The sequence below is a fragment of the Rhodococcus sp. JS3073 genome (assembly GCF_026810085.1).
Lineage (GTDB): Bacteria > Actinomycetota > Actinomycetes > Mycobacteriales > Mycobacteriaceae > Rhodococcus_F > Rhodococcus_F wratislaviensis.
This window is the reverse complement of the sequence record NZ_CP113951.1, coordinates 6,407,030-6,432,260: the sequence shown is the minus strand read 5'-3', so window position 1 is coordinate 6,432,260 and position 25,231 is coordinate 6,407,030. Positions and strand designations below refer to the sequence as shown.

Annotated in this window: 29 protein-coding genes; 13 read left to right on the top strand and 16 right to left on the bottom strand. The window is 67.9% G+C overall.

The features are described 5' to 3' along the window. Nucleotides 1-8: 8 nt before the first annotated feature. Both OYT95_RS29205 and OYT95_RS29200 read right to left on the bottom strand, forming a co-directional pair. Nucleotides 9-1,808 carry an AMP-dependent synthetase/ligase gene (locus tag OYT95_RS29205; protein WP_112301833.1) on the bottom strand — a complete coding sequence of 600 codons (1,800 nt, stop codon included), beginning with the start codon at nt 1,806-1,808 and terminating at the stop codon, nt 9-11. Then, nucleotides 1,801-2,325: a MarR family winged helix-turn-helix transcriptional regulator gene (locus OYT95_RS29200; RefSeq protein WP_268789773.1), complete on the bottom strand. Its 525-nt coding sequence runs from the start codon at nt 2,323-2,325 to the stop codon at nt 1,801-1,803. The genes OYT95_RS29205 and OYT95_RS29200 overlap by 8 nt, the downstream gene beginning before the upstream one ends. Nucleotides 2,326-2,515: 190 nt before the next feature. Here OYT95_RS29200 and OYT95_RS29195 point away from each other — a divergent pair, with 190 nt between their 5' ends. Beyond that, a complete protein-coding gene (locus OYT95_RS29195; protein ID WP_268789772.1) occupies nt 2,516-3,019 on the top strand; it encodes a GNAT family N-acetyltransferase in 504 nt (167 codons plus the stop codon). Between the two features lie 67 nt (nt 3,020-3,086). Next, nucleotides 3,087-3,515 (top strand): antibiotic biosynthesis monooxygenase, encoded by a 429-nt coding sequence (locus tag OYT95_RS29190; protein ID WP_005252244.1) that lies wholly within the window; start codon nt 3,087-3,089, stop codon nt 3,513-3,515. Here the strand turns inward: OYT95_RS29190 and OYT95_RS29185 are convergent. Next, nucleotides 3,461-3,976 carry an SRPBCC family protein gene (locus OYT95_RS29185; protein ID WP_037238558.1) on the bottom strand — a complete coding sequence of 172 codons (516 nt, stop codon included), beginning with the start codon at nt 3,974-3,976 and terminating at the stop codon, nt 3,461-3,463. The genes OYT95_RS29190 and OYT95_RS29185 overlap by 55 nt on opposite strands. Before the next feature lie 128 nt (nt 3,977-4,104). Between OYT95_RS29185 and OYT95_RS29180 the strand changes: the two genes are divergently transcribed. The 5 genes from OYT95_RS29180 to OYT95_RS29160 are packed head-to-tail and all read left to right on the top strand — an operon-like array spanning nt 4,105 to nt 11,327. Then, on the top strand, nt 4,105-5,433 hold the full coding sequence (locus OYT95_RS29180; protein ID WP_268789771.1) for an SWIM zinc finger family protein: 1,329 nt from the start codon (nt 4,105-4,107) through the stop codon (nt 5,431-5,433). Beyond that, the gene (locus tag OYT95_RS29175) at nt 5,430-6,905 is read left to right on the top strand and encodes a DUF5691 domain-containing protein (protein WP_128641608.1); all 1,476 of its coding nucleotides are present in this window, start codon (nt 5,430-5,432) and stop codon (nt 6,903-6,905) included. The genes OYT95_RS29180 and OYT95_RS29175 overlap by 4 nt, the downstream gene beginning before the upstream one ends. After that, nucleotides 6,902-8,005, top strand: coding sequence for an ATP-binding protein (locus OYT95_RS29170; protein ID WP_037238549.1), 1,104 nt, complete (start codon nt 6,902-6,904; stop codon nt 8,003-8,005). Before OYT95_RS29175 ends, OYT95_RS29170 begins: the two co-directional genes overlap by 4 nt. Further along, nucleotides 8,002-10,170, top strand: a complete 2,169-nt coding sequence (locus OYT95_RS29165; protein ID WP_268789770.1) for a DUF5682 family protein — start codon at nt 8,002-8,004, stop codon at nt 10,168-10,170. The genes OYT95_RS29170 and OYT95_RS29165 overlap by 4 nt, the downstream gene beginning before the upstream one ends. After that, on the top strand, nt 10,167-11,327 hold the full coding sequence (locus tag OYT95_RS29160; RefSeq protein ID WP_268789769.1) for a VWA domain-containing protein: 1,161 nt from the start codon (nt 10,167-10,169) through the stop codon (nt 11,325-11,327). Before OYT95_RS29165 ends, OYT95_RS29160 begins: the two co-directional genes overlap by 4 nt. Before the next feature lie 7 nt (nt 11,328-11,334). Here OYT95_RS29160 and OYT95_RS29155 read toward each other — a convergent pair whose 3' ends face one another. From OYT95_RS29155 to OYT95_RS29130, 6 genes are all read right to left on the bottom strand, one after another. Next, nucleotides 11,335-11,538, bottom strand: coding sequence for a hypothetical protein (locus tag OYT95_RS29155; RefSeq protein ID WP_005252231.1), 204 nt, complete (start codon nt 11,536-11,538; stop codon nt 11,335-11,337). Nucleotides 11,539-11,724: 186 nt separating this feature from the next. Next, complete coding sequence (locus OYT95_RS29150; protein ID WP_268789768.1) at nt 11,725-12,852, bottom strand: acyl-CoA dehydrogenase family protein; 1,128 nt, start codon at nt 12,850-12,852, stop codon at nt 11,725-11,727. Nucleotides 12,853-12,861: 9 nt separating this feature from the next. After that, nucleotides 12,862-14,037, bottom strand: a complete 1,176-nt coding sequence (locus OYT95_RS29145) for an acyl-CoA dehydrogenase family protein (RefSeq protein ID WP_037233613.1) — start codon at nt 14,035-14,037, stop codon at nt 12,862-12,864. A 117-nt stretch (nt 14,038-14,154) separates the two neighbouring features. Further along, complete coding sequence (locus OYT95_RS29140; protein ID WP_005252226.1) at nt 14,155-14,598, bottom strand: hypothetical protein; 444 nt, start codon at nt 14,596-14,598, stop codon at nt 14,155-14,157. Nucleotides 14,599-14,609: 11 nt separating this feature from the next. Next, a complete protein-coding gene (locus OYT95_RS29135; protein ID WP_268789767.1) occupies nt 14,610-15,125 on the bottom strand; it encodes a twin-arginine translocation pathway signal in 516 nt (171 codons plus the stop codon). Further along, nucleotides 15,122-15,649 (bottom strand): hypothetical protein, encoded by a 528-nt coding sequence (locus OYT95_RS29130; protein WP_112301824.1) that lies wholly within the window; start codon nt 15,647-15,649, stop codon nt 15,122-15,124. The genes OYT95_RS29135 and OYT95_RS29130 overlap by 4 nt, the downstream gene beginning before the upstream one ends. Nucleotides 15,650-15,838: 189 nt before the next feature. Here OYT95_RS29130 and OYT95_RS29125 point away from each other — a divergent pair, with 189 nt between their 5' ends. The 6 genes from OYT95_RS29125 to OYT95_RS29100 are packed head-to-tail and all read left to right on the top strand — an operon-like array spanning nt 15,839 to nt 18,633. Further along, complete coding sequence (locus OYT95_RS29125) at nt 15,839-16,300, top strand: Asp23/Gls24 family envelope stress response protein (RefSeq protein ID WP_005252221.1); 462 nt, start codon at nt 15,839-15,841, stop codon at nt 16,298-16,300. Further along, nucleotides 16,297-16,611, top strand: a complete 315-nt coding sequence (locus OYT95_RS29120) for an Asp23/Gls24 family envelope stress response protein (protein ID WP_128641602.1) — start codon at nt 16,297-16,299, stop codon at nt 16,609-16,611. The genes OYT95_RS29125 and OYT95_RS29120 overlap by 4 nt, the downstream gene beginning before the upstream one ends. After that, nucleotides 16,608-16,787 carry a hypothetical protein gene (locus tag OYT95_RS29115; RefSeq protein WP_005252219.1) on the top strand — a complete coding sequence of 60 codons (180 nt, stop codon included), beginning with the start codon at nt 16,608-16,610 and terminating at the stop codon, nt 16,785-16,787. The genes OYT95_RS29120 and OYT95_RS29115 overlap by 4 nt, the downstream gene beginning before the upstream one ends. After that, on the top strand, nt 16,780-17,760 hold the full coding sequence (locus tag OYT95_RS29110; RefSeq protein ID WP_112301823.1) for a DUF6286 domain-containing Asp23/Gls24 family envelope stress response protein: 981 nt from the start codon (nt 16,780-16,782) through the stop codon (nt 17,758-17,760). Before OYT95_RS29115 ends, OYT95_RS29110 begins: the two co-directional genes overlap by 8 nt. Then, complete coding sequence (locus tag OYT95_RS29105; protein ID WP_037233598.1) at nt 17,757-18,332, top strand: hypothetical protein; 576 nt, start codon at nt 17,757-17,759, stop codon at nt 18,330-18,332. Before OYT95_RS29110 ends, OYT95_RS29105 begins: the two co-directional genes overlap by 4 nt. Nucleotides 18,333-18,366: 34 nt before the next feature. Further along, the gene (locus tag OYT95_RS29100) at nt 18,367-18,633 is read left to right on the top strand and encodes a YciI family protein (protein ID WP_268789766.1); all 267 of its coding nucleotides are present in this window, start codon (nt 18,367-18,369) and stop codon (nt 18,631-18,633) included. A gap of 69 nt (nt 18,634-18,702) precedes the next feature. On the opposite strand, the gene tuf is transcribed toward OYT95_RS29100, so the two are convergent. The 7 genes from tuf to OYT95_RS29065 form a co-directional block, all read right to left on the bottom strand. Beyond that, complete coding sequence (tuf, locus tag OYT95_RS29095) at nt 18,703-19,893, bottom strand: elongation factor Tu (RefSeq protein ID WP_005252203.1); 1,191 nt, start codon at nt 19,891-19,893, stop codon at nt 18,703-18,705. An 89-nt stretch (nt 19,894-19,982) separates the two neighbouring features. Continuing rightward, nucleotides 19,983-22,085 (bottom strand): elongation factor G, encoded by a 2,103-nt coding sequence (fusA, locus tag OYT95_RS29090; protein WP_005258137.1) that lies wholly within the window; start codon nt 22,083-22,085, stop codon nt 19,983-19,985. Nucleotides 22,086-22,246: 161 nt separating this feature from the next. Beyond that, a complete protein-coding gene (gene rpsG, locus OYT95_RS29085; RefSeq protein WP_005252199.1) occupies nt 22,247-22,717 on the bottom strand; it encodes a 30S ribosomal protein S7 in 471 nt (156 codons plus the stop codon). Next, a complete protein-coding gene (gene rpsL / locus OYT95_RS29080) occupies nt 22,717-23,091 on the bottom strand; it encodes a 30S ribosomal protein S12 (RefSeq protein WP_005252198.1) in 375 nt (124 codons plus the stop codon). The genes rpsG and rpsL overlap by 1 nt, the downstream gene beginning before the upstream one ends. A gap of 362 nt (nt 23,092-23,453) precedes the next feature. Then, entirely contained in the window at nt 23,454-23,993 is a 540-nt protein-coding gene (locus OYT95_RS29075) for a DUF3558 domain-containing protein (protein WP_128641600.1), read from the bottom strand. Between the two features lie 11 nt (nt 23,994-24,004). Continuing rightward, nucleotides 24,005-24,529, bottom strand: a complete 525-nt coding sequence (locus OYT95_RS29070; RefSeq protein ID WP_037233592.1) for a DUF3558 domain-containing protein — start codon at nt 24,527-24,529, stop codon at nt 24,005-24,007. Between the two features lie 38 nt (nt 24,530-24,567). After that, entirely contained in the window at nt 24,568-25,209 is a 642-nt protein-coding gene (locus OYT95_RS29065) for a TetR/AcrR family transcriptional regulator (RefSeq protein WP_037233590.1), read from the bottom strand. Nucleotides 25,210-25,231 lie beyond the last annotated feature (22 nt).

Genomic DNA, 25,231 nt, shown 5'->3' with positions numbered 1-25,231 from the left:
GTAACGGGTCAGCCCCGCCGGTACAGGCTCGCGATGTCGTCGGCGAAGCGCTCGGTCACCACGGGACGCTTGATCTTCAGCGTGGCGGTCAGCTCACCGTCGGCCTCCGTGAGGTCGCGGCCGAGGACGACGAACCGTTTGATCGACTCCGTGTGCGAGACGGTGGTGTTCGCGTCGTCCACCGCGTCCTGCAGATCCCCGCGCAGCTCCTCGTCGTCGCGCAGGTCCGCCACGGTGGCGTCGGACGGCTTGCCGTGCGCGGACTTCCACTTGTCGAACTCCTGAGGATCGACGGTCAGCAGGGCACCGATGAACGGGCGGCCGTCCCCCACCACCACGGCCTGCGAGACGAGGGTGTGCGAGCGCAGCCGGTCCTCGAGGGGGCCCGGCGACACATTCTTGCCGCCTGCGGTGACCAGCAGATCCTTCTTGCGGCCGGTGATGGTCAGGTAACCCTCGTCGTCCAGGTCGCCGAGATCGCCGGTGCGGAACCAGCCGTCGTCGAGCACTTCCCGGGTGGCGTGTTCGTTGCGCCAGTAACCGCCGAATACGACGCCGCCGCGCAGTTCGATCTCACCGTCTTCGGCGATGCGCACACTGTTACCACCCAGGGGCCGACCGACCGTCCCGATCTTCTGCGCACCGGGGACGTTGACACAGTGCGCGGCAGTCGATTCGGTGAGGCCGTAGCCCTCGTAGACCGGAACTCCCATGCCCCGGAAGAAGTGACCGAGGCTCGGCATCAGGGCTCCGCCACCCGAGATCGCCCACCAGCAGTCGCCACCCAGGGCGGCACGGAGTTTCGCGTAGACGAGCTTGTCGGCGAGGGCACGCTCGAGCCGGAGCCGCAGCGACGGGCCACCCGTGTCCTGGGCCTCGCTGTACGCCACCGCCGTGGCCTCGGCGAAGTCGAAGATCCGCTTCTGCAGCCCGCCCGCCGACGCCGCCTTGCGCGCCGCACCGTCCCGCACCTTCTCGAAGACGCGGGGAACACCGAGAATGGTGTTGGGCCGGAAACGTTCGAATTCCCCGGTGACCGTGCCGAAGTCGGACCAGTGCGCCTGGGTCGCGCCGGCCTCGAACATCGCCAGGGACACCGCGCGCGCCAGCACGTGTGCCAGCGGAAGGAACGTCAGGACGCGGTTGCCCGGCCGGGCGACGTCGCCGATCGGTGCCGCGAGCAACGCCCGCACCTCCGACAGGAAGTTCCGGTGGGTGAGGATGCAGCCCTTGGGGCGACCGGTGGTCCCGGACGTGTACACGAGCGAGGCGAGATCGTTGGCGGTCAGTGCCACCACCCGTTTGAACACCTCGGAATCGTCGATCGACAATCCGTCCTTGATGAGCGTGCCCACCGCGTCCTCGTCGATGGTGAGGATGCGCTTCAGCGTGTAGGGGATGCCGTCGCCCTCGAAACTCGACGCGTGGGCGGGAGTCTCCACGAGCGCCGCGACGGCCCCCGAATCCTCGATGATCCACCGGATCTGGTCGTGCGAGGACGAGTCGTAGATCGGAACGGACGCGGCGCCCGCCGCCCAGATCGCGTAGTCGAGCAGCGACCATTCGAATCTCGTCGACGACAGCAGTGCCACGCGGTCGCCGGGCCGGACACCGTTGGCGATCAACCCCTTCGCGACCCCGATGACGAGCGCGCCGAAGTCCTTGGCCGTCACGTCGACCCACCCGCCGGCCTCCGGACGCGTGTACATCACCCGATCCGGGTGGCTCTCGGCGTGCGCGAATACCCTCAGCACGGCGTTCTCGTGATCGGAGACGGTGAACGTCGGGCCGCTGGTGTACTCACGCACGGGTGTCGTCTCCGATGCTGTCGTCGTCGGTGTCGCCGCCCTGGCGGAACTTCCGGAGGTGCCGGGCGAACGCGGCGATTTCGCTGTCCGACCACGAGGCCACCCGGTCGCGGACTTCCTCCACCCGGCGTGCGTCGGCGCCGGCCAGCACCGCGACGCCGCCGTCGGTGAGGCTCAACGGGTGTCCGCTGCGGAGCGGTCCCGGCTCGGCGTGCACCCAACCCTCGTCGATGCAGCCCCGGAGTTGACGCGACACCGTGGAGCGGTGCACACCGAATGCGTCCGAGATCTGGGTGGCCCGGCATCCCGGATTGCGGGCGACGAAGGAGAGCAGCGAATGTTGAGCGAACGTCGGGGATCCGACGGGAGGGCGGTCTCCGGCGACCAGTTGACGGACGAGGCGGACGAGTTCGTCATGGACGGCCACCACGCCCGATGCGGGCGTTTCCTCCGGCTCGACCTCGTTGTGTTGCACACCGCAACTATATCCGACCACTCTGGCCTCGACCACCCGCACCCCGATTCCCGTTGTCCTTTGCTCGACTCACGTTCTGCCCATATTGCTATTGATGCCTCGGAAATTCAGTCGGCCGGAAATGTCACACGGTCACAATTGGAGAACGCTTTCAGCGCACCGCTACCGGCCGGACAACGGGCGCCGTGAGAAATCCGTTGCGACCGCGTGCCCGTCGATGCACTCTGTGCGCATGCTGATCAGACGCGAGAATCCGGGTGACATCGATGCGGTGGCGGAGGTGCACCGGCAGGCCTTCGACGGCGACGCTCCCCTCGAGGTCGGCCTCGTGGCCCGGTTGAGGTCGAGCGACGCGTGGATTCCACAACTGTCCCTCGTCGCCGAACTGGCGGGGTCGGTCGCCGGCCACGTGTGCCTGACCCGCGCGACCGTCGACTCCACGGACGTACTCGCGCTCGGTCCGATCGGTGTACTCCCCGGCCTCCAGCGCGACGGGGTGGGTTCGGCACTGATGCACGCCGCGCTCGGCGGCGCCGACGCCAGGGACGAACCCCTGGTGGCACTGCTCGGTCACCTCGACTACTACCCGCGGTTCGGCTTCGTCTCGGGAACGTCGGTCGGGATCGAACCGGACCAGCCCTCGTGGTCGTCCCACTTCCAGGTCCGCCGGCTCGCACGCTGGGATCCGAGCATCACCGGCACGTTCAGGTACGCCGCGCCCTTCTACGACCTGTGACGTCGTATCCGCTGGTAGTTTGAGGTGGCACGTGTCACGGGGGTGAGCAGAACCGAGGTAGGAAACGATGGAGCACGCGGCCGAGGGCGCTGGAACAGCCGGGCCCGTGGATGCGTCCGTCACGACGACCATCGTCCGCCGGGTCCTCCCCGGCTGCGACGAGGAGTTCGCGGACTGGATCCAGACCGGACTCGGGCTCGCCCGGCTGTTCCCCGGATTCCTCGGCGGAGGATGGCTCAAGGAGAGCAGCACCTCCGATGTCTGCGTGATCGTGCTGAAGTTCGAAACCCAAGCCGCGCTGGACAACTGGTTGACGTCCTCGCTGCGCAACGGATGGCTGAGGACCGGCGGGAACATCGCGGTCGAGGAGCCGGACGAGCCGGCGTCGGACGTGGAGAGCCTGTTCGAACGCCCTCGCCGCCGGACCGCCGCCGGCCACGGTCAGGCGGACTCCCCGGGGATCTGCGCACCGGACGGCATCCCCTCCCCCAAATAGGTCTGATAGAACGGGCGCCAATCCGCCGACGCATCTCCACGGTGACCGGGCGCGTCGGAGCCGTCGAGGTGCCGGTCGAGGTCGGCGAGGCAGACACTCCACCCGGCGGCGTTCCTGGCCGCCGTGTTGCGGACCTCGAGGACGTTCACGAGCGTCAGGGCGCACCCTTCCGCGGTCGGTTCGACCTCGAAGTGGATCTCGTCCCCGCCCCACGTGAACGCGAGCGTGTACGGGGCGCCGTAGACGAGGACCGTCCCCGTCTCGGGGTCGCTGTGCGGTTCGGGGAAGAACTCGATGTCACCACCGGCGTAGGTGTCGATGCGGACCCGCGACGGAAACCAGTGTGCGAGCTCGGCCGGCTCGGACACCGCCTCCCACAGCCTCTGGACGGAGAACGGGTACGTGCACCGGAACCGCACGGCGGGACGACCCTTGAACTCGAAATACCTTCCGTGGATCACCGGCCCACTCCCTCGCTGTCGTACCTGACGACAGCTTGACACGGGAGGCCGACGTCCACACCGAAGTTGGCCGACAATTCCGCGCACCCTCCTCCCTTCCTGTCGGACAACTCCCCTACGGTGGCGGAGTGACGTCGCCTTGGTCGGAGGGACAGGTCGCATCGGTCGCCCCCGATGCCGGCTCGCTCGCTGCCGCCGGAAAGCTGTCGGCCGCGTGGTCGGAGACGGGCAGCAACGGCAACGCACTGTGGGGACTGTGCCAGGGCAGCGGCAAGAGCCCCTATCGATCGGTCGTCGACCTCTCCGGCCCTGCGTACAACTGCTCGTGCCCGAGCCGGAAGTTTCCCTGCAAACACACGCTCGGCCTGCTGCTGATCTGGTCGCAGGGCCGGGTCCCGGAGCAGTCCGAACCGCCCCCGTTCGCGGCGGACTGGCTGAGCCGCAGGGCCGGGCGGGCAGCCGTGCCTGCGGCTGCGGCCACCAAAACGGCCGGTGTGAAGGCCACCGAACGCCGGGCCGAGCGGGTGACGGCGGGCCTCGACGAACTCGACCTGTGGCTCACCGACCAGATCCGCGGCGGGCTCGGCGCCGCCGACATCTCGGCAGCCGCGTTCGACGCCATCGCGGCCCGCATGGTCGACGCGCAGGCGCCCGGCGTCGCGTCCGCCCTGCGTCGCCTGCCGATCGTCGTGGCCACCCGGACCGACTGGCCGGACCGGCTACTCCGCGAGTACGCCAGACTGCACCTTCTCGTCGTCGCCCACCGCCGTCTGAGCGAACTACCGGAACCCCTGCAGGCGTCGGTGCGCTCGCACGTGGGATACCCGGTGGCCACCGACAGCGTGCGCAGCGAGCCGGGAGTCCGCGACCGGTGGATGGTCCTGGGGATGCAGACCACCGAAGAGAAACGCCTCTTCACCCGCAAGGTGTGGCTGATCGGCCGCGACCACGGTCGCCGCGCGATCCTCCTGGACTTCGCGCACGGCTCCGCGAACTTCTCGACAGAGGTCCCGCCGCTCGGATCGCTCGTCGACGCCACCCTGCACTTCTACCCCGGCGCCGCGCCGCTGCGCGCCCGGTTCGGCGACGCCCACGACACCGCCGAACCGTTCACCACCGTCGCTCCGAGCGACATCGACACCGCTCTCGACCACTTCGCCGCCGCGGTCGGAGCGGACCCGTGGGTCCGGTCGTGGCCGGCGCTGCTCACCGGCGTCACCCCGGCAATCGACGACGGGCACTGGTTTCTCGTCGACGCGCAGGGGCGCGCATTGCCGCTGTCCGGCGACGACCCGGTCCTGTGGCGGCTCCTCGGAATGTCCGGCGGCCGTCCCGTCACCGTGTTCGGGGAGTGGACCAGCGAGTCACTTGTTCCCGTGTCGGTGTTCGATCGCGGCGACGTGTACCCGCTCGGGGCAGGCACGCCCTCGGCCGTGGCGGCGGGGAGCCGGCGATGAGCGAACTCCTCTCCGCCGCCCTTCTCGGCACGGCACGGTCCGCCCCGACGTTCCAGGATCTGGCCACCGGCGAACTGGCACAGTCGGTCATCGGTGATCCGGCCGAGACTCTGCTGGGCGCCGCCGCGCTCGAGAACGCGTACCGCGACGGCGGAGTCGCCGCCTCCGCGCACGTGCTGCCCGCACCCGCCGAGGACGATCCGAGGCTGCAGTTGCCGCCCGCGTCCGCGTCGCATCTGATGAAATTGCTCGCCGCGAAGTCGTGGACGCTCACCGAGTGGTTCGCGGTCGTGGCCGAGCGGAACTACCGCGCACCGGATCATCTCGTCGCCGACCTGATGGCCGTGGCCCGCAGCAACGACACCCACCGCGAAAGCATCCTCCGGCTGGTGGGCCCCCGCGGCCAGTGGCTCGCCGCGCAGAACCCGGACTGGTCGACGCTGGTCCGCCGGCCCGACCGCACCGACGTGTGGACGCACGGCGCACACCAGGAACGACTGCAATGGCTCACGACGATGCGGGCAGTGGACCCGGCGATCGCGATGGCCGAACTGAGCCGCACCTGGGATTCCGAACGGGGCGAGCACCGGGCGGCGTTCATCGCCGTCCTCGGCACGGGGCTCGGCGACGCCGACTCCGCATTGCTCGAGCACGCGCTCGACGACCGGCGGAAAGAGGTGCGCCAGCAAGCGGTCCAGTTGCTGCGGCAGCTGCCGAACTCCGCATACGCCGAGCGGATGGCCGCTCGCGCCCGGGCATGGGTGCGGGTGGAGAAGAAGCCGCTGCGCACCCGTCTCGTGGTGAACATGCCCGGTTCCCTGGACGATTCGGCCCGGCGCGACGGCATCGAGGACGTCCACTTCAAGAACAAGGGAATCCGCAGCTGGTGGTTGCGGATGGTGGTGACCGCCGCCCCCTTGTCGGTGTGGGAAGGCATGATCGGCTCCGCCTCCACCGCGTTGGAGATCCGGATCGAAGACCAGTGGCGGGAGGTGATGATGGAGGCGTGGACCACGGCCACCGTGCTGCAGCGCAATCCGCGCTGGGCGTCGGCTCTGCTACACCGCGAAGGTCGGAAAACCGAACGTCGCGTCGTACCGATCGTTCCCGCCCGCGAACGCCTCGCATACATCCTGTCGGGTCGCGCCGACTCCTACCTGCTGGGCGTCGACGGCGCCGCCCTGTTCGACGGTCTGCCCCACCCCTGGCCGCTCGACCTGGCCGAGCGGGTGATCGCTCGCCTCGAGGACGTCGCCGGGCGGCACGCCGAGACCGGCAAGGACCTCGGGCAGTTCTCCCGGCACAGCCACTACTCGACCCTCCGCAGCGCCGAGACGCACTTCCCGTTCGCGGCGGCGCCGCTGCTCCGAGCGGCCGCCGAACGCACCCGTGACCCCGGCTGGCACCAGGCGTTCGCCGCTGTCGCCACCAACATCGACCATCGCAGAACAGTCCTGAAGGAGCTCGAGTGACCGAGATCGCGGCCGCCCAGGCCCACCTGCTACGACCCCACGCCGAGCAGGCCTACGCCGACGAACTCGCCGCCCTCGCCGCGCACGACACCCGGCCCCGGCCACCGTCGTGGAAATTGTCTCCGTGGGCGGTCGTCACGTACCTGCTCGGCGGCGAACTCGACGACGGCACCGTCATCTCCCCCAAGTACGTCGGTCCGCGCCGGCTCATCGAAGTGGCAGTCGCGACGCTCGCGACCGATCGCGCGTTGCTTCTGCTCGGCGTCCCCGGGACCGCCAAGACGTGGGTGTCGGAACACCTGTCGGCGGCGGTCTCCGGCGAGTCGACCCTGCTCGTCCAGGGAACGTCGGGGACACCGGAGGAGGCCATCCGGTACGGCTGGAACTATGCGAGACTTCTCGCCGAAGGCCCGACAGCGGGCGCACTCGTTCCGTCCCCCGTCATGACGGCAATGCAGGGCGGGCGGATCGCACGGGTCGAGGAACTCACCCGCATTCCCGCCGATGTGCAGGACGCACTCATCACCGTGCTGTCGGAGAAGACGCTCCCCATCCCCGAACTGGGCACCGAGGTGCAGGCCGCCAAGGGTTTCAATCTGATCGCCACCGCGAACGACCGCGACCGCGGCGTCAACGAACTGTCCTCCGCGCTGCGCAGGCGCTTCAACACGGTGGTCCTGCCCCTGCCCGCCAACGAGGAGGACGAAGTCGCCATCGTCGCGCGGCGCGTCGAGCAACTGGGGTCCTCGCTGGAACTGCCGGAGGTCCCGGCGACCGTCGACGAGATCCGGCGCGTGGTCACCGTCTTCCGCGAACTCCGATCGGGCGTCACCAGCGACGGTCGCACCACACTGAAGTCGCCGTCCGGAACGCTGTCGACGGCGGAGGCGATCTCCGTCGTCACCAACGGACTCGCCCTCGCCGCGCACTTCGGTGACGGGGTGCTCCGTCCGTCCGATGTCGCCGCCGGCATCCTCGGGTCCGTGCTGAAGGACCCGGTGGCCGACAAGGTGGTGTGGACGGAATACCTCGAGGCCGTGGTCCGCGAACGGGAGGACTGGGCCGACTTCTACCGGGCGTGCCGCGAGGTCACGGGGTGAACTCCGACGTCCGTGTCTTCGGCATCCGCCACCACGGGCCCGGTTCGGCACGATCGGTGCGTCGCGCGCTCGACGAGTTCGTCCCCGACGCCGTCCTGATCGAAGGGCCCGCGGACGCCGATCCGCTGGTCGCGCTGACCGCCTCCGACACGATGGAGCCTCCGGTGGCCCTGCTCGCGTATGCCACCGGCGAACCCCGGACCGCGGCGTTCTGGCCGTTCGCCGTGTTCTCCCCGGAGTGGCAGGCGCTGTCGTGGGCGGCCGGGCGCGGTGTCGACGTCCGCTTCTGCGACCTTCCGGCCGCCAACACCCTCGCCGCCGACGACTCCGAGCCCCGTTCCGAGGATCCGCTGACCCAGTTGGCCGCCGCGGCGGGCTACGACGACACCGAACGCTGGTGGGACGCCGTCGTCGAATCGGGTTCGGGGCCCGACTCGTTCGACGCGATCACCGACGCCATGACCGCCCTGCGGGACACCGTCGAACTCGACGAACCCACCAGCAGGCGCGAGGCGTACATGCGCCAGACGCTGCGGAAGGTGATCAAGGGCGGCGCGCAGCGGATCGCGGTGGTGTGCGGCGCGTGGCACGCCCCGGCACTCACCGGTCCTCTCGGACCGGCCACCGCCGACGCGCGAATCCTCAAGGGAATCCCCAAGATCAAGACCTCGCTCACGTGGGTGCCGTGGACCCACTCGCGGCTGTCCGCGGCATCGGGATACGGCGCCGGGATCACCTCTCCCGGCTGGTATCACCACCTGTTCACCGCCCCGGACCGGACGATCACCCGATGGCTCACGAAGGTCGCGCGCGTGCTGCGGGACGAGGACCTTCCGGTGTCGAGTGCACACGTCATCGAATCCGTCCGTCTCGCAGAGACGTTGGCTGCGATGCGCGCGCGGCCGCTGGCCGGTCTCTCCGAGGTCACCGAGGCCACCCGCGCCGTGATGTGCGACGGCGACGACGTCCTGCTCGACCTGATCACGCGGCGACTCGTCGTCGGTGAGGCACTCGGCGCCGTCCCGGCCGACACCCCGACGGTCCCCCTCGACGCCGACCTGCGGGCGCGGGCGAAGACTCTGCGGCTCAAGCAGCAGGCCACCGAGAAGACCATCGACCTCGACCTGCGCCGAGACAACGACGTCGCACGATCCCGGCTCCTGCACCGGTTGCAGATCCTCGGTGTCGGCTGGGGCACGCCCGCCGACAGCGACGTCCGTGGCACCGGCACGTTCCGTGAGACGTGGTCCCTCACCTGGAAACCCGAACTGGCGGTGTCGATCATCGAGGCGTCGCCGTGGGGCACCACTGTCGAGGCCGCGGCGACAGCGAAGGTGCGCGAGGAGGCGTCGTCCCGTGACGTCTCCCTCGCCCGGCTCACCGGGCTGCTCGAGCAGGCACTGCTGTCGGATCTCGGGGATGCGCTGGCCGAGTTGTTGCGTGCGCTGGAGACGGCGGCCACGCTGGACCACGACGTGATGCACCTGATGGAGGCCCTGCCCGCGCTCACCCGCACACTGCGTTACGGCGACGTCCGCGGCACCGACGTCTCGTCCCTCACCCGCGTCACCGACAGCCTGCTCGTCCGCGTCTGCGCGGGACTGCCCTCGGCGCTGTCGGGTCTGGACGACGACAGCGCACTCGACCTGCGCCGCGCCGTCGACGACGTCCACGCGGCGGTGATGCTGCGCGACGACGATCGCGCGTCGGCGCGGTGGCTCGGCACACTCGCCGGCCTCGTCGACCGCAGCGACGTGAACGGCCTTGTGATCGGACGCATGGTCCGATTGCTCCGCGACGCAGGTGCCATCAGCGAAACCGAGTCCACCACCCGACTGTCGCGGGCGCTGTCCGTCGGCGCCGATCCGTCCGCCAAGGCGGGGTGGGTCGACGGCTTCCTCGGCGGCGGGGGGCTGCTGCTGGTCCACGACCGGCAACTGCTGCGACTCCTCGACGGATGGGTGTCGGGACTGCGCGAGCAGGACTTCGTCGACGTGCTGCCACTGCTGCGGCGCACGTTCGGCGGGTTCGAAACCGGGGAACGCCGGGCGATCGGGCAGTCCGTGGAGGGCGGGTCCACGGCAGATGCCCGCGCCGAGGTCGACGCTCGGCGGGGCACGATCGCGATCCGGACCGTCGCGGACATTCTGGGGGTGACGTCGTGACCGACGACGCGGAGAGGCTACGGCGGTGGCGACTGCTGCTCGGCAACGCCGCCGAGGAATCCACCGGCGGTCTCGCGTCCAAGACGGACGCGGCGATGGACGGCGCTCTGGCAGCCCTGTACGACACCAGCAGCGAAGGGTCGAAGAGCCGCCGTCGCGGCGCGGGTCTCGGCGGATCGGCGCCGAAGGTCGCGCGCTGGCTCGGCGACATCCGCACCTATTTCCCGAGCAGCGTCGTGCAGGTGATGCAGAAGGACGCCATCGACCGGCTCGGCCTCACCCAGCTGCTCCTCGAACCCGAACTGCTCGACGCCGTCGAACCGGACGTCCACCTCGTCGGCACGCTGCTGAGCCTGAACCGGGTGATGCCCGAGACCAGCAAGGCGACCGCCCGGATCGTCGTCGAGAAAGTCGTCCGGGAGGTGGAGGAACGGATCGCGCAGAAGACCAGGACCGCCGTCACCGGTGCCCTGAACCGGTCGGCCCGCATCACCAACCCCAAGTACCGCGACATCGACTGGAATCGCACCATCCGCGCCAACCTCGCGCACTACCTCCCCGAGTACAAGACGGTGGTACCGCAGCGACTGCTCGGGTACGGCCGCCGATCGCAGGCCGTGCACCGCGACGTCGTCCTCGCCATCGACCAGTCCGGGTCGATGGCGTCGAGCGTCGTGTATGCGTCCGTGTTCGGCGCGGTGCTCGCCTCGATGCGGGCACTGAAGACGTCGCTGGTCGTGTTCGACACGGCAGTCGTCGACCTCACCGACAAGCTGTCCGATCCCGTCGACGTGCTGTTCGGCACGCAACTCGGAGGCGGCACCGACATCAACCGGGCCATCGCCTACAGCCAGTCACTGATCGACAGGCCGACCGAATCGCTGTTCGTGCTGATCTCGGACCTGTACGAGGGCGGGATCCGCGCGGAGATGCTGCGGCGGATGGCGGCGATGAAGAACGCGGGCGTCCAGGTGGTGGTTCTGCTGGCGCTGTCCGACGACGGCGCCTCGTCGTTCGACCACGACAACGCGGCTGCCCTGGGTGGGCTCGGCATTCCGGCGTTCGCCTGCACCCCGGACAGGTTCCCGGAACTGCTGGCGCTCGCACTGGAACGCGGCGACATCGGCAGGTGGGCGGACAGTCTCCAGACGGAGTGACCGGTGGTCAGCCGGCAGCCATCCGGCGGTCGCTGTGCAGTTCGGGGTGCGCGTCGGCGCGGATCCTGAGCAGGACCAGGCCGGAGACCGACGCGACGATCAGCGATGCGACCGTCCACGGGACGTGCAGTTCGGAGATCCCGACTCCCGCACCGACGAGTCCCACGAAAAGCAGGCTCCACATGATCGCTTTGACTGGACCGGACCCCATGGCAATGCTCCTTCACCGAGATTACGTACATCCCCCGTGAGTTCTGGTGTGCGCGCAGAACGTTAGCCGCGTCACACTGGGGTCCCTGTGCGACACGTCGAAAACGCGCGTTCCGATACCAATCCGAGACCTGGACCCGTGAGTACTTCTCAACCGCGGGCGGTTGAGAAGTACTCACGGGCGCGGCTAGATGATGCTGATGGTGCCCTGGGTTGTCGCCGACGCGAGCACCCGCAGGTGGTCGTCGGACCCGCCGAGGGTGTGCTCGATGGCGGTCAGCCGGCTCAAATAGTGCCCGACCGGATACTCGGCCGTCATGCCGATGCCGCCGTGCATCTGGATCGCTTCCTGCCCGATCGTGCGGGCGGAGCGGCCGATCTGCAGCTTGGCACGGGACGCGACCACCGGATCGACGGTTCCGTCGGCCAGCGACATCGTCGCGTAGAGACTCATGCTGCGAGCCAGTTCCAGCAGCACATACATGTCGGCCGCACGGTGCGTGAGCGTCTGGAACTTCGCGATCGGAACACCGAACTGCTTGCGGGTCTTCAGGTACTCGGTGGTCAGTCGCAGAGCTTCCTCCATCGCGCCGACGGCCTCCGCACACAGTGCCGCCTGCGCCCGGATCTGCGCGCCCTCGATCGCCGACGACGCGTCACCGCCCTCACCGAGAGGCTCAACCGGGGTGTCCGACAATTCGACCTGCGCGGCCCGCAGACCGTCGTGGGTCGCGTAGGCGGTGCGGGTCAGGCCGCTGGCGTCGGCGTCGACGAGGAACAGTCCGACCCCACCGTCCGGGAGTGCCGCCGTCACGACCAGGGTGTTCGCGCTGCCGCCGTGCGGAACGGGGTTCTTGGTACCGGTGAGGGTCCACGCGTCGCCGTCCTTCTTCGCGGTCGTCGACACCTGGGTGGACGGCCAGCGCACACCCGGTTCCCGATCGGCGAAGGCCAGCAGGACGTTGCCCTCCGACACGTCCGGCAGAATCCGGCGCCGCTGCTCCGTGCTGCCGGCCGCGGCGATCAGACCGCCGGGAACGAGCACGGCGTCGAGGACGGGTTCGGGCGCGAGACGGCGGCCGATCTCCGTCATCACCGACGCGACCTCGACAGGTCCGGCGCCCATTCCGCCGTCTTCCTCGTCGAAGCTCAGACCCAGCAGTCCGACCTCGGCGAGTTGCTTCCACACCTGCGGGCTCCACCCCTGCTCGGTGTCGGTGACGGCGTTGCGCTTCTCCGCGTCGTAGCTGCGGCCGAGCAGTTCGCGGGTGGTGTCGCGCAGCAGTTTCTGTTCGTCGGTCAGTTCGAAGTCCATGTCACGCCCTCACAATCCGAGGATCGAGGAGGCGATGATGCTGCGCTGCACTTCGCTCGATCCGCTGTAGATGGAAACCTTGCGGTAGTTCAGGTAGGTCGGAGCCGTCCGCTGCGCCCAGAGCGGCGAGGAGATGCCGTCACCGGCGGCGAAGGGCAGGGAGTCGGGTCCCGCGACGTCGGTCAGCAGTTCGAGTGTGGCCTGCTGCAGTTCGGACCCGCGGAGCTTCAGCAGCGACGACGCCGGGTTGGGCTTGCCGTCTGCCGAGCTCGCGACCACCCGCAATTGGGTGAGTTCGAGCGCGATGATCTCGTTCTCCAGTTCCGCGATCCGGGCGGCGAACAGCGGGTCGTCGAGCAGCGTCCCCTCGCCGACCGAGATGTCGGCGGCGCGTTCCTTCGCCTGCGCGAGGCGGACTTTGGAGAATCCCAGCCGGGTCACGCCGGTGCGCTCGTTGCCGAGCAGGAACTTGGCGTAGCTCCAGCCCTGGTTCTCCTCGCCCACGAGGTTCTCGGCCGGCACGCGCACGTCCTCGAAGAAGATCTCGTTGACCTCGTAGCCTCCGTCGATCAGCTTGATCGGACGCACCGTGACGCCGGGCGTCTTCATGTCGACGAGGATGAACGAGATGCCGGCCTGCTTCTTGGGGGCGTCCGGGTTGGTGCGGGCGAGGACGAAGATCCAGTCGGCGTGCTGCGCGAGGGTGGTCCACGTCTTCTGGCCGTTGATCACGTAGTCGTCGCCGTCACGGACGGCGCGGGTCTTCAGCGACGCGAGGTCGGAGCCGGCCTCGGGTTCGGAGAATCCCTGGCACCACCAGATGTCGAGGTTGGCGGTCGCGGGAAGGAACTTCTCCTTCTGCTCCTGCGAACCGAATGCCGCGATGACGGGGCCGACCATGCTGGTGTTGAACGCGAGCGGCTCGGGCACGGACGCGAGTTGCAACTCGTCGAGCCAGATGTGCTTCTGCACCGGCGTCCAGTCGCGGCCGCCCCACTCGACCGGCCAGTGCGGCGTCGCGAGCCCGTTGGCGTTCAGAATCCGCTGGGACTCGATGAACCCTTCCTTACCCACTTCTTCACCACGCGCATACCGCTCGCGGATCTCCGCCGGAATCTGCGTGGTGAAGAACGTTCGCATCTCGTCGCGGAACGCCAGCTCCTCGTCGGTCAAGGCCAGATTCATCGGAATTCCTTCGCACTCGAGGTCGGATTCATGTTCTGGTCCCGACGGTACTCCACAGTGCGGCTCCGCCGCCCGTGAGTACTTGTTAACCGCCCGCGGTTAACAAGTACTCACGGGTCAGGCGGTGCGAAGGACGAGCAGATACGCACCACCGGCGGCGTCGATCTGCGTCTCGACGTTCAGTTCCGGTGCGAGGCGGGACAACCTGTCGAGCAACCACTCCGCCGCGTCCTCGGCGTCCGATTTGCCCGGGCACCGTGCCACCGCCACCCGTCCGCCCTTGCGGCCGAGTTGTTCGACCACACCGATGATCGGGGCGGGGTCGACGACGAACAATCGGTCGGGCCACGGCACGACCGGCTTGACGGCACCCTTCTTGGTGTTGCACGCGCGGTGAGCGAGGCGTTCGACGCCGCCCTTCGCCTTGGCCTTCTTCGCGGTGACGACGCTGTCGATACTGGGGCCGCGCGGATCGTTGACCGACATGTCGGGGTCCACCGGTTCGTCACACAGCCAGCAACGCCACGACTCGCGGTCGCCGACCTCTCGAAGAGTACTCATGGGCGACAACGCTACCCGGACGACTGAACCGGATCGAAGCCGGAAATCAGCCAGTTGTCGCCGGACTTGGTGAGCTCGACGGTGATGCTCGTCGCCGTCACCGCCGGTTCCGGTTTCGCGGCGCTGGTGGTGGTCTGGTTGACGAACAGCAGCACCGTCGCCGTGTCGGCCGCGACCTCGACCGGACCGGACGCGGCCACCGTCGCCTGGGTGGCCACCTGGCTCTCCTTGGCCGCCGGGACGACGACGTCCGTCGTGAACTGTGTGTAGTAGTCGAGGAACTCACCCGTCAGGCGTTCCTTCGCGGCGCCGACGTCGCTCTCGACCCTGTCCGGCGTGTACGACAGCAGGGCGATCGCGCCCTGCGAGGCGGTGTCGGTCACGGTGGCGCGGACGGTGTCGTCGACGCGCTGGTCGGGCCGGTAGAGCGTGACGTACAGAACCCCCGCCAGCACGGCCGCGACCACGGTGAGCGCGCCCAGGATGAGGAGGAGTCTGCGCGATTTCGGCGATGCGTCGGTACTCACTGCACGAACCCTGCCTTCACGATCTTGTACGTGCCGTCCTCGAGTTGCATCGTCACCCGCATCCGCTGCCCGCGCGGTTCCTCGGCGGCGCCGCCCGCGTTGGACACCTTCTGCGCGACCGCGACGAGCACGTCCGCGGAATCGCCGTTCTGCGCCTCGATCGCGGCCTGGCGCACCTCCCCCTGGGACTTGACCTTGGCCTCCTGCATGACCGCGATGAGGTCGTGGGACCGGGCTTCGAATTCGTCGCGGAAGTCTCCGGCCGAGCCGTCGAGCACCTTCTGCACGTCTTCGTCGGCCCGCTCGAAGTCCATCGTCGTCAGATTCACGACGCCCTGGCGCGCCGCATCGAGGATCTCGGATCTCTCCTGCGCCTCCTGCTCCGCCTGCCGGTGCGTGTAGCCGAAATAGCCGGCGACCGCGAGGAACGCGAGCGCGAGGACGGCGAGAACCACCACACCCGCGGTGACTGCCGGCGTCCGGGCCTGGGGAACGGCATCCTCACCGGTGGGCTCTTCCGCCATGGGGTTCCTTCCGTCGTGCCGTACCTGTGTTACCTGCATCACGTCAGATGCTACCGGGCAGTCATATCAAATATTTTTCGGTGCCTCCCGTCGCCAGATCCGCGGGCGGAAAGGCGCGTGGGAGACCCCGCGTACGGTCGGTGATCATTACTGTTGGAGAGAAGGCAGGCGACTCGAAGGGGATCCACGATGACCAGCGATTCAGGCGCACGCAGCCGCGTGCAGTTCGGTGCCGGGGCGACGCCCGAACTCGTCAGTTCCGAGGGACGGACCATCATCGCGGACGCCGTGGTCGCCAAGATCGCCGGTATCGCCACCCGTGAGATCAACGGCGTCTACGACGTGGGCGGCGGCACCGCACGCGCTGTCGGCGCTCTCCGCGATCGAATCCCCGGTGCCCGCGTCAACCACGCCCAGGGCGTCGCCGTCGAAGTCGGCGAGAAGCAGGCCGCCATCGACATCGGCATCGTCGCGGAATACGGCGTCGCACTGCACGAACTCGCGGTCGGTATCCGGCGCAACGTCATCGCGGCCGTCGAGCGCATGACCGGGCTCGAAGTGACCGAAGTGAACATCACGGTCTTCGACGTCATGTTGTTCGACGAATCCGAGGCAGCGTCCGAGCTCGACGGCAAACCGAGGGTGCAGTGACCGGACCAGTTCCACCGGACACCCACGCCGAGGACATCTCCGAACGCATCGTCGCCGCCGTCCTCGCGACCCCCGGAGTGGCAGCGATGCACGGCGGCGCGTTCGGTGAAGTCGCGACCTACCTGCCCGGACGCCGGGTGACCGGGGTGACCGTCGGCCCCACGTCCTGTGCCGTCCACCTCTCGGCTCGCTACCCCGCCAATGTCGTCGACACCGCCGAAAGAGTGCGGGCCGCAGTGGAATCGCTGGTGGACGTCCCCGTCGACGTGACCATCGAAGATCTCCTGACAGAGACAGGACAAGCTCAATGAACAGCACAATCACAGGCCTGATCGTCGGGTTACTTCTCGCCATCGCCGGCATCCTCGGTGGTTTCAGCGGATTCGTCTTCGCCGTCCTCCTCGGAGCGCTGGGCATGGCCGTCGGCGCGCACCGCGACGGCCACCTCGATCTCGGCGCCATCCTCCGAAGCCGCGGCCGTGGCTGAACCCTTCACCGCACCCCCCGCCGGTCCTCACGACGACGCGGCGCTCGACGACACCGCCCTGCGCGGCGAACTGGTCATCAAGGAGCGCGCTGTCGTCAAGATCGCCGTCGCCGCAGCGCTCCAGGTACCCGGCGTCGTCAAGCAGTCCGGCGGGCTGTCCCGCCTGACGGGCCGGGAACTCCCCCGCGCCGACGTCTCCACGGGAGCGGGCGCCGTCGCGATCAACCTGTACATCGCGGTGCAGTGGCCGTGCCACCTCGACCTCGTCAACCGCCGGCTCCGCGCGCAGGTGCACCGTCAGGTCGAGCAGATGACGGGCATGCCGGTCATCGAACTCAACATCGTGGTCGTCGGAACGGAATCGGCAGCACCCGAAGACAGTTCGACCGAGAGCCGCTATTCCGAACAAGGCGACCCGGCCGCACCGCCCGCCCCGGTGGCGCCCATCCGGCCACGCACGCCGCGCGCTACCCCGGCCGCTGTGCCCGCCGCAATCATCGTCGCAGTCGGAGCCCTCGGTCTCGCGGTCGTCGCGGCGCGTGAGCTGCTCATCATGCGCGGCACCTTCGCGAACGCACCCTGGATCCGCAACACCGTGCAATGGCTGGGCCGGCTGCACTGGTCCGAGTGGATCGTCCCCGTCGCGGCAGGCGCGATCGTCCTGGGGGTCGTGTTCATCGTCGCGGCTCTCAAACCGCGGCCGCGCACCCACCTGCCGCTCGCGGTGGGTGACACCCCGATCGTCTGGTTGCGCCCCACCGACCTCGCCCGCAACTCCAGCAGCCACGCCAAGACCGTCCCCGGGGTGCTGTCGGCGCACACGACGGTCGACCGCAAACACGTCACCGTCCGCGTGGTGCGCACCGAGTCGACACCCGCCGGGGACGTGGCCATCTCCGTCCGCGAGGCCGTGGAACCGACGCTGTCGCTGCTCGGCACGTCACCCGAACTCCGAGTACAGGTGAAGCCGTGAGACATCGGACCGCCGCCGTCAACCGGGTGATCGTCCTGCTCGTCGGGCTCGCGCTTCTCGGATTCGGCGCCTATGCCATGGCCTGGGACCTGCAGGTCCCGATCGTCCGCGAATGGGTGTCGCGGTACGACCGCGCGCGCGTCACCGCACTCCCCGACCAGGACTGGTGGGGCTGGGCACTCGCCGCGACGGTCGTCGTCGGTCTGGTCTTCGGGATCGTGCTCCTCGCCCTGGACCTCACCCGGCGCCGGACGTCCCCCGTCGCCGTACCGGATCGCGAATCGGGCACCTACGTCACCGTCGACCTCGGCTCCCTCGCCAACGGGGTCGCCAGCGAACTCGCCCAGTACCCCGGGGTCCGGCAGACACGCGCTCGTGCCGTCATCGAACGTGGACTCCCCACCCTGTCGATCGTCGTGACCGCCGACCCCACCCTCGACATCTACGACTTCACCCGCAAATCCGAGGACGTCGCGTCCTGGGTCGCATCGACCCTCGGCGGTGAAGAGGTCGCCACCCAGGTCCTGCTCCACCTCGACCGCGCCGACCACCCGGTGCACGTCGAAAACTGACACGAGGCGTCCGGGTCTCGGTAGGTTCGTGGCCATGAAATACGTGGTGTTCTACGCGACCGACCCGACCACCGCCGCCCGGATTCCGGAGATCTATCCACGGCATCGGGAGTACTTGGACGCGTTCGCCGCGGAAGGTGGGCTCCTCGGTATCGGACCGTTCGACGACCCGGCGAGCAACGGTTCCATGGCGGTCTTCAGCAGCCGCGAGCGGGCGGAGCAATTCATCGCCCGCGACCCGTTCGTCCTCGAAGGCATCGCCAGCGACATCCGAGAATGGGATGCGTTGAACTACCGCTGAGTTACACCCCGAAGACGCCAATGGCGCCCACCCCGCAGGGTGAGCGCCATTGACGTTGGTGGAGCTAGATCACTTGTTGATCTTCGTGACCTTGCCGGCGCCGACGGTGCGGCCGCCTTCGCGGATCGCGAAGCGCAGGCCCTCGTCCATGGCGACGGGCTGGATCAGCTTGACGGACATCTCGGTGTTGTCACCGGGCATGACCATCTCGGTGCCCTCGGGCAGCGTCACAACGCCCGTCACGTCCGTGGTACGGAAGTAGAACTGCGGACGGTAGTTGTTGAAGAACGGCGTGTGGCGGCCGCCCTCGTCCTTGGACAGGATGTACGCCTGGCCCTCGAACTCGGTGTGCGGGGTGGTGGTGCCGGGCTTGACGACAACCTGTCCACGCTCGACATCTTCGCGCTTGATACCACGAACCAGCAGACCGACGTTGTCACCGGCCTGGCCCGAGTCGAGGAGCTTGCGGAACATCTCGATACCCGTGACCGTGGTCTTGGTCTTGGTTTCCTTGATGCCGACGATCTCGACGTCCTCGTTGACGTTGATCACGCCACGCTCGATACGACCGGTGACGACGGTGCCACGACCGGTGATCGTGAAGACGTCCTCGACGGGCATGAGGAAGGGCTTCTCGGTCTCGCGGACCGGGTCCGGGATGGACTCGTCGACCGCAGCCATGAGCTCGAGGATGTTCTTGGTCCACTCCGGGTCGCCCTCGAGCGCCTTGAGTGCGGAGACCTTGACAACCGGAGCGTCCTCGTCGAACTCCTGCGCAGCGAGGAGCTCACGGACCTCCATCTCGACGAGCTCGATGATCTCGTCGTCGTCCACCATGTCGGCCTTGTTCAGGGCGACGAGGATGTACGGCACGCCGACCTGGCGGGCGAGCAGCACGTGCTCACGCGTCTGGGGCATCGGGCCGTCGGTGGCCGCGACCACGAGGATGGCGCCGTCCATCTGCGCCGCACCGGTGATCATGTTCTTGATGTAGTCGGCGTGACCGGGAGCATCGACGTGCGCGTAGTGGCGCTTCTCGGTCTGGTACTCAACATGCGAGATGTTGATCGTGATACCGCGAGCCTTCTCCTCAGGAGCCTTGTCGATCTCGTCGAAGGCCGAGGCCTCGTTGAGATCCGGGTACGCGTCGTGCAGAACCTTGGTGATGGCCGCGGTCAGCGTGGTCTTGCCGTGGTCGACGTGACCGATGGTGCCGATGTTCACGTGCGGCTTCGTCCGCTCGAACTTCGCCTTCGCCACTGTGTGTCCTCCTGGACTGATTGATGCTTGCGGTATGCAGCAGTGCGGTTGTTATTACTGGGTCGTGCTTCGGCCGGCTGGAACCGAGGTTACTCGCCGGTCGCCTTGGCGATGATTTCCTTCGAGACGTTCGCGGGAACCTCTGCGTAGGAATCGAACACCATGGAGAAGTTCGCCCGGCCCTGGGTCTTCGACCGCAGATCACCGATGTAACCAAACATCTCCGAGAGCGGAACCAGCGCCTTCACGACACGGGCACCACTGCGTTCCTCCATGGCCTGGATCTGGCCACGGCGGGAGTTCAGGTCGCCGATCACATCACCCATGTACTCCTCGGGTGTGGTGACCTCGACAGCCATGAGCGGCTCGAGAATGACCGGGCCGGCCTTGCGGGCGGCTTCCTTCAGCGCCTGCGAACCGGCAACCTTGAAGGCCATTTCCGACGAGTCGACGTCGTGGTATGCACCGTCGAGCAGCGACAGCTTCAGGTTCACCAGCGGGTAGCCGGCGAGAACGCCGTACTGCATCGCGTCCTGCGCGCCTGCATCCACGGACGGGATGTACTCGCGCGGGATGCGACCGCCGGAGACCTTGTTCTCGAACTCGTAGGTGGCACCGTCTTCGCCGACGAACGGCTCCAGCGCGATGATCACCTTGGCGAACTGGCCCGATCCACCCGTCTGCTTCTTGTGGGTGTAGTCGTGCTTCTCGACCTTCTTGGTGATGGTCTCGCGGTAGGCAACCTGCGGCTTGCCGACGTTGGCCTCGACCTTGAACTCGCGACGCATACGGTCGACGAGGATGTCGAGGTGGAGCTCGCCCATGCCGCCGATGACGGTCTGGCCGGTCTCCTCGTCGAGCTCGACGGAGAACGTCGGGTCCTCTTCGGCGAGCTTCTGGATCGCGGTGCCCAGCTTCTCCTGGTCGGACTTGGTCTTGGGCTCGATCGAAACCTGGATGACCGGGTCCGGGAAGCTCATGGACTCGAGCACGATCGGCGCGTCCTGTGCACACAGGGTGTCACCGGTCGTGGTGTCCTTCAGACCGATCATCGCGTAGATGTGGCCGGCCACGGCCTCGTCGACCGGGTTCTCCTTGTTGGCGTGCATCTGGAAGAGCTTTCCGATGCGCTCCTTCTTGCCCTTGGTCGCGTTCATGACCTGGGCGCCCGGATCGATCCGGCCGGAGTACACGCGGACGAACGTCAGCTTGCCGAAGAACGGGTGCGAAGCGATCTTGAAGGCCAGAGCCGAGAACGGCTCTTCCTTGCTCGGCTTACGCGTGAGGATCTCTTCTTCGTTGCCCAGGGCGTGACCCTGGACCTCGCCGATGTCCAGCGGGTTCGGCAGGTAGTCGATGACCGCGTCGAGCATGGGCTGAACGCCCTTGTTCTTGAACGCGGAACCACACAGCACCGGGTACAGCTCGGAGTTGACCGTCATCTTGCGGATGGCGCCCTTGATCTCCTCGACGGAGAGCTCCTCGCCGGCGAAGTACTTCTCCATGAGCTTCTCGTCGGACTCGGCGACCGTCTCGAGCAGCTTCTCGCGGTACTCGGCAGCCTTGTCGGCGAGATCGGCCGGGATCTCCTCGATGGTGGGCTCGGCGCCGATGGCGACCGTGCCACGCCAGGTGACAGCCTTCATCTCGACCAGGTCGACGACGCCGTCGAAGTCGTCCTCGGCGCCGATCGGCAGCTGGAGAACGAGCGGCTTCGCGCCGAGGCGGTCGATGATGGTCTGGACCGTGAAGTAGAAGTCCGCGCCCATCTTGTCCATCTTGTTGACGAAACAGATGCGCGGAACGTCGTACTTGGCGGCCTGACGCCACACCTGCTCCGACTGGGGCTCGACGCCCTCTTTGCCGTCGAACACTGCGACGGCGCCGTCGAGCACGCGGAGCGAACGCTCCACCTCGACGGTGAAGTCGACGTGGCCCGGCGTGTCGATGATGTTGATCTGGTTGTTGTTCCAGAAGCAGGTCACCGCGGCAGAGGTGATCGTGATGCCGCGTTCCTTCTCCTGTTCCATCCAGTCCGTGGTCGAGGCACCGTCGTGCGTCTCACCGATCTTGTAGTTGACACCGGTGTAGAACAGGATGCGCTCGGTGGTTGTGGTCTTGCCGGCATCGATGTGCGCCATGATGCCGATGTTGCGGACCTTGTTCAGGTCGGTCAGCACTTCCTGTGCCACAGGATTCTTCCCCGCTCGTAGCTCGTGTATCGGGTGTCGGCCTCCCCGGTGTTCCACCAGCGGGGCCATTGTCTCGAGTTGTAGATCAGCCGGTCCCCGGTAGGGGCCCGACGTGCGACGACGCCGGAGCAGTCACGGTAGGTGACTGCTCCGACGTGACGTCACCAGCGGTAGTGGGCGAATGCCTTGTTGGCTTCGGCCATCTTGTGAGTGTCCTCACGGCGCTTCACAGCGGCACCCAAGCCGTTGCTGGCATCGAGGAGCTCGTTGGCGAGACGCTCGACCATGGTCTTCTCGCGGCGCTGCCGGGAGAAGGTCACGAGCCAGCGGAGCGCGAGGGTGGTGGAGCGGCCCGGACGGACCTCGACCGGCACCTGGTAGGTGGCGCCACCGACACGGCGGCTGCGGACCTCGAGGGCAGGCTTGACGTTGTCCAGTGCGCGCTTGAGGGTGACGACCGGATCGGTGCCGGTCTTCTCGCGCGCCTGCTCGAGTGCTTCGTAGACGATGCGCTCGGCGGTGGACTTCTTGCCGTCCAGGAGAATCTTGTTGACGAGCTGCGTCACCAGGGGCGAACCGTAGACCGGGTCGTTGATGAGCGGACGCTTCGGAGCGGGGCCCTTACGTGGCATTAGCTCTTCTCCTTCTTGGCGCCGTAGCGGCTGCGGGCCTGCTTGCGGCCCTTGACACCCTGGGTGTCGAGCGAGCCGCGGATGATCTTGTAGCGCACACCGGGGAGGTCCTTCACACGACCACCGCGGACGAGCACCATCGAGTGCTCCTGCAGGTTGTGACCCTCGCCCGGGATGTAAGCGGTGACCTCGACGGAGCTGGTCAAGCGCACACGCGCGACCTTACGGAGCGCCGAGTTCGGCTTCTTCGGGGTGGTGGTGTACACGCGGGTGCACACGCCACGACGCTGCGGGCTGCCCTTGAGGGCTGCCGTCTTGACCTTCGCGGTCTTGTCGCGGCGGCCCTTGCGGACCAGCTGGTTGATGGTTGGCATTTACCGGCTTTCTTCGTGTTGAACAGACTGCTCTGGACAAGCAACCTTGGCTGTTCTGAAATTAGGGATCTAGCAGTTGGGGCAAGAGAGCTGCTGCCCCTCACCCGCACCTCGAGCTGCACCCGAGGTCGGGTGTGTCGCATACCCCCACACAGGCAGCCGGATGCTCGTTCCATGCAGAAATCTGCACGAACGCGCGCACGGCAATACCTCGCTAGGCACACAGATCGGCCCGGGCATGCCGGACACGACCCACAACGATACCCGGCGGCGCGCCGGAAGGTCAAAGTGGGCTGGCAATGGTAAGGGCTGACCTGCGATGTGGGGTACTGCTCGGACCTGTCGGTACGGGCACGGGCACATCAACTACTCAGATTGAGCGTCAGATCCGCAAGCGTCGATGCCGCCTCGCACGGGTCTGCCGCCCCCGTCTGGAACTGTACCCACCAGCCGACGACGCCCGCCGAGGGCGATCCGACCGTCACTCCGCACGCCCCCGGATCACCGGGGGGACGCATCACGACGGCCTTGCGACCCTGGATCGTGGAGGACTCCACGGTGTAGCCGAGTTTCTCGCCGGTCGACCTCTCCGTGTCGAGCGAACCCGTCTCGAACCAGTTGAACGTCACCTTCACGGGACCGTTGGCGCCGACCGCGTCCCAGCGGCAGATCGCGCCGAAGAAGCCCCGTTCGATGGCGTCGGCGCCGACGGTCTGGGCGATCTGTTCGTCGGCGACGGCGTTGCACTCCTCGAGCAGGGCCGTGAACTGTTCGGTGTCACCGGACGAGGACGCCCCTTCGGCGCGGGGCGAGCCCTCGATCGCCGACCCGCACCCCGCGATCAGCCCGACCGCGGTGGCCGCGGCCAGCACCCGCACTGCACGCCACGTCCCGCCGCTCATCACTCCCCCGCTCACTTGGCCCTCGACACGCTGAGTTCGGCGAGATCACGCGCCACCTTGCACGGGTCCGCCGCGGGTTGCGCGTCCGCGTACATCACCGACCAGTGGACGAAGTCGCCGCCGAACTCCACACCGAGTTCGCACAGAATTCCCTCGGACGATGCAATGAATCCGGGATGCCCCTGGATGTCGATGTCGGTGGCCGGCCTGCCGATCAGCTCGGAACCCGCCCGCTCGCGGCCGATGGGACTGCCGCGGTACCAGGAAAACGTCACGCTGGGACCGCCTATTCCCGCGGTTTCCCATTCGCAGCCGACGGAATTACGCGTCACCCCGGTGAAGGGCGGCATCCCGAACGCCTTCGCCACCTCGTCGTCGGTGACCGAACCGCACTGACCGAAGAACGGGCCCGGATCCGTCACCTGCGGGAGTTGCTGCGCGGCGGGTTCGGTACCGGAATCGTCTCCGTCTCCCCCACAGCCGGCCAGACCGGCCGCGACGGTGATCAGGACGAGCGCTCCCCATTTCCGGCCCATGGTCGGTGACTCTACCGATCCCTGCGCTCTTTGCCCGGTCAGTCGAGAACGGCCACGTCGAGGCTCCGCGGCTCCGCCGACTCACCGTTCCGCGGTAGTGCCGCATCCAGCTGCGCCGCCCACTGCCGCACGATCTCCGCCCGTCGTTTGGAGTCGTCCGTGAGCACGTCGGCCAGGCCTAGTCCGCGGGCGAGATCGAGGGTGGCCTGGACGAGCCGGTGCGCCACCGGATCGGCGTCGTCGAACCCGAAGTGTTCGACGGCGGTGCGATGCGCGATCCGCCCGAACCGTTCCTCGAGCGGCACGATCCGGGCCCGGAGTTCGGGGTCGGCGGCGGCGGCCGTCCACACCTGCAGCGCCGCCTTGAACAGGGTGCCCGTGTAGTAGTCGACGAGCCGCGACACCACGGCCTCGGTGCGTCCCTCCCCGGTCGGCAGGTCGGTGGCCTCGCGGCGGGCCTGCTCCATCCGGGCGTCGAACATGACCTCGAGCGCCGCGGTGATGAGGTCTTCGCGGGTGGGGAAATGGTGCTGGGTCGCGCCGCGGGACACGCCGGCGCGCTGGGCGACGAGGCTCACCGTGGTGGCACCCCAGCCCAGCTCGGCGAGGCAGTCGATGGTGACCTCGAGGAGGTGCCCGCGCGTGACCCGGCTACGGTCCTGCTTCGGTTCGCGGGTCATGTGTCACTTCCTCTCGTCGCGC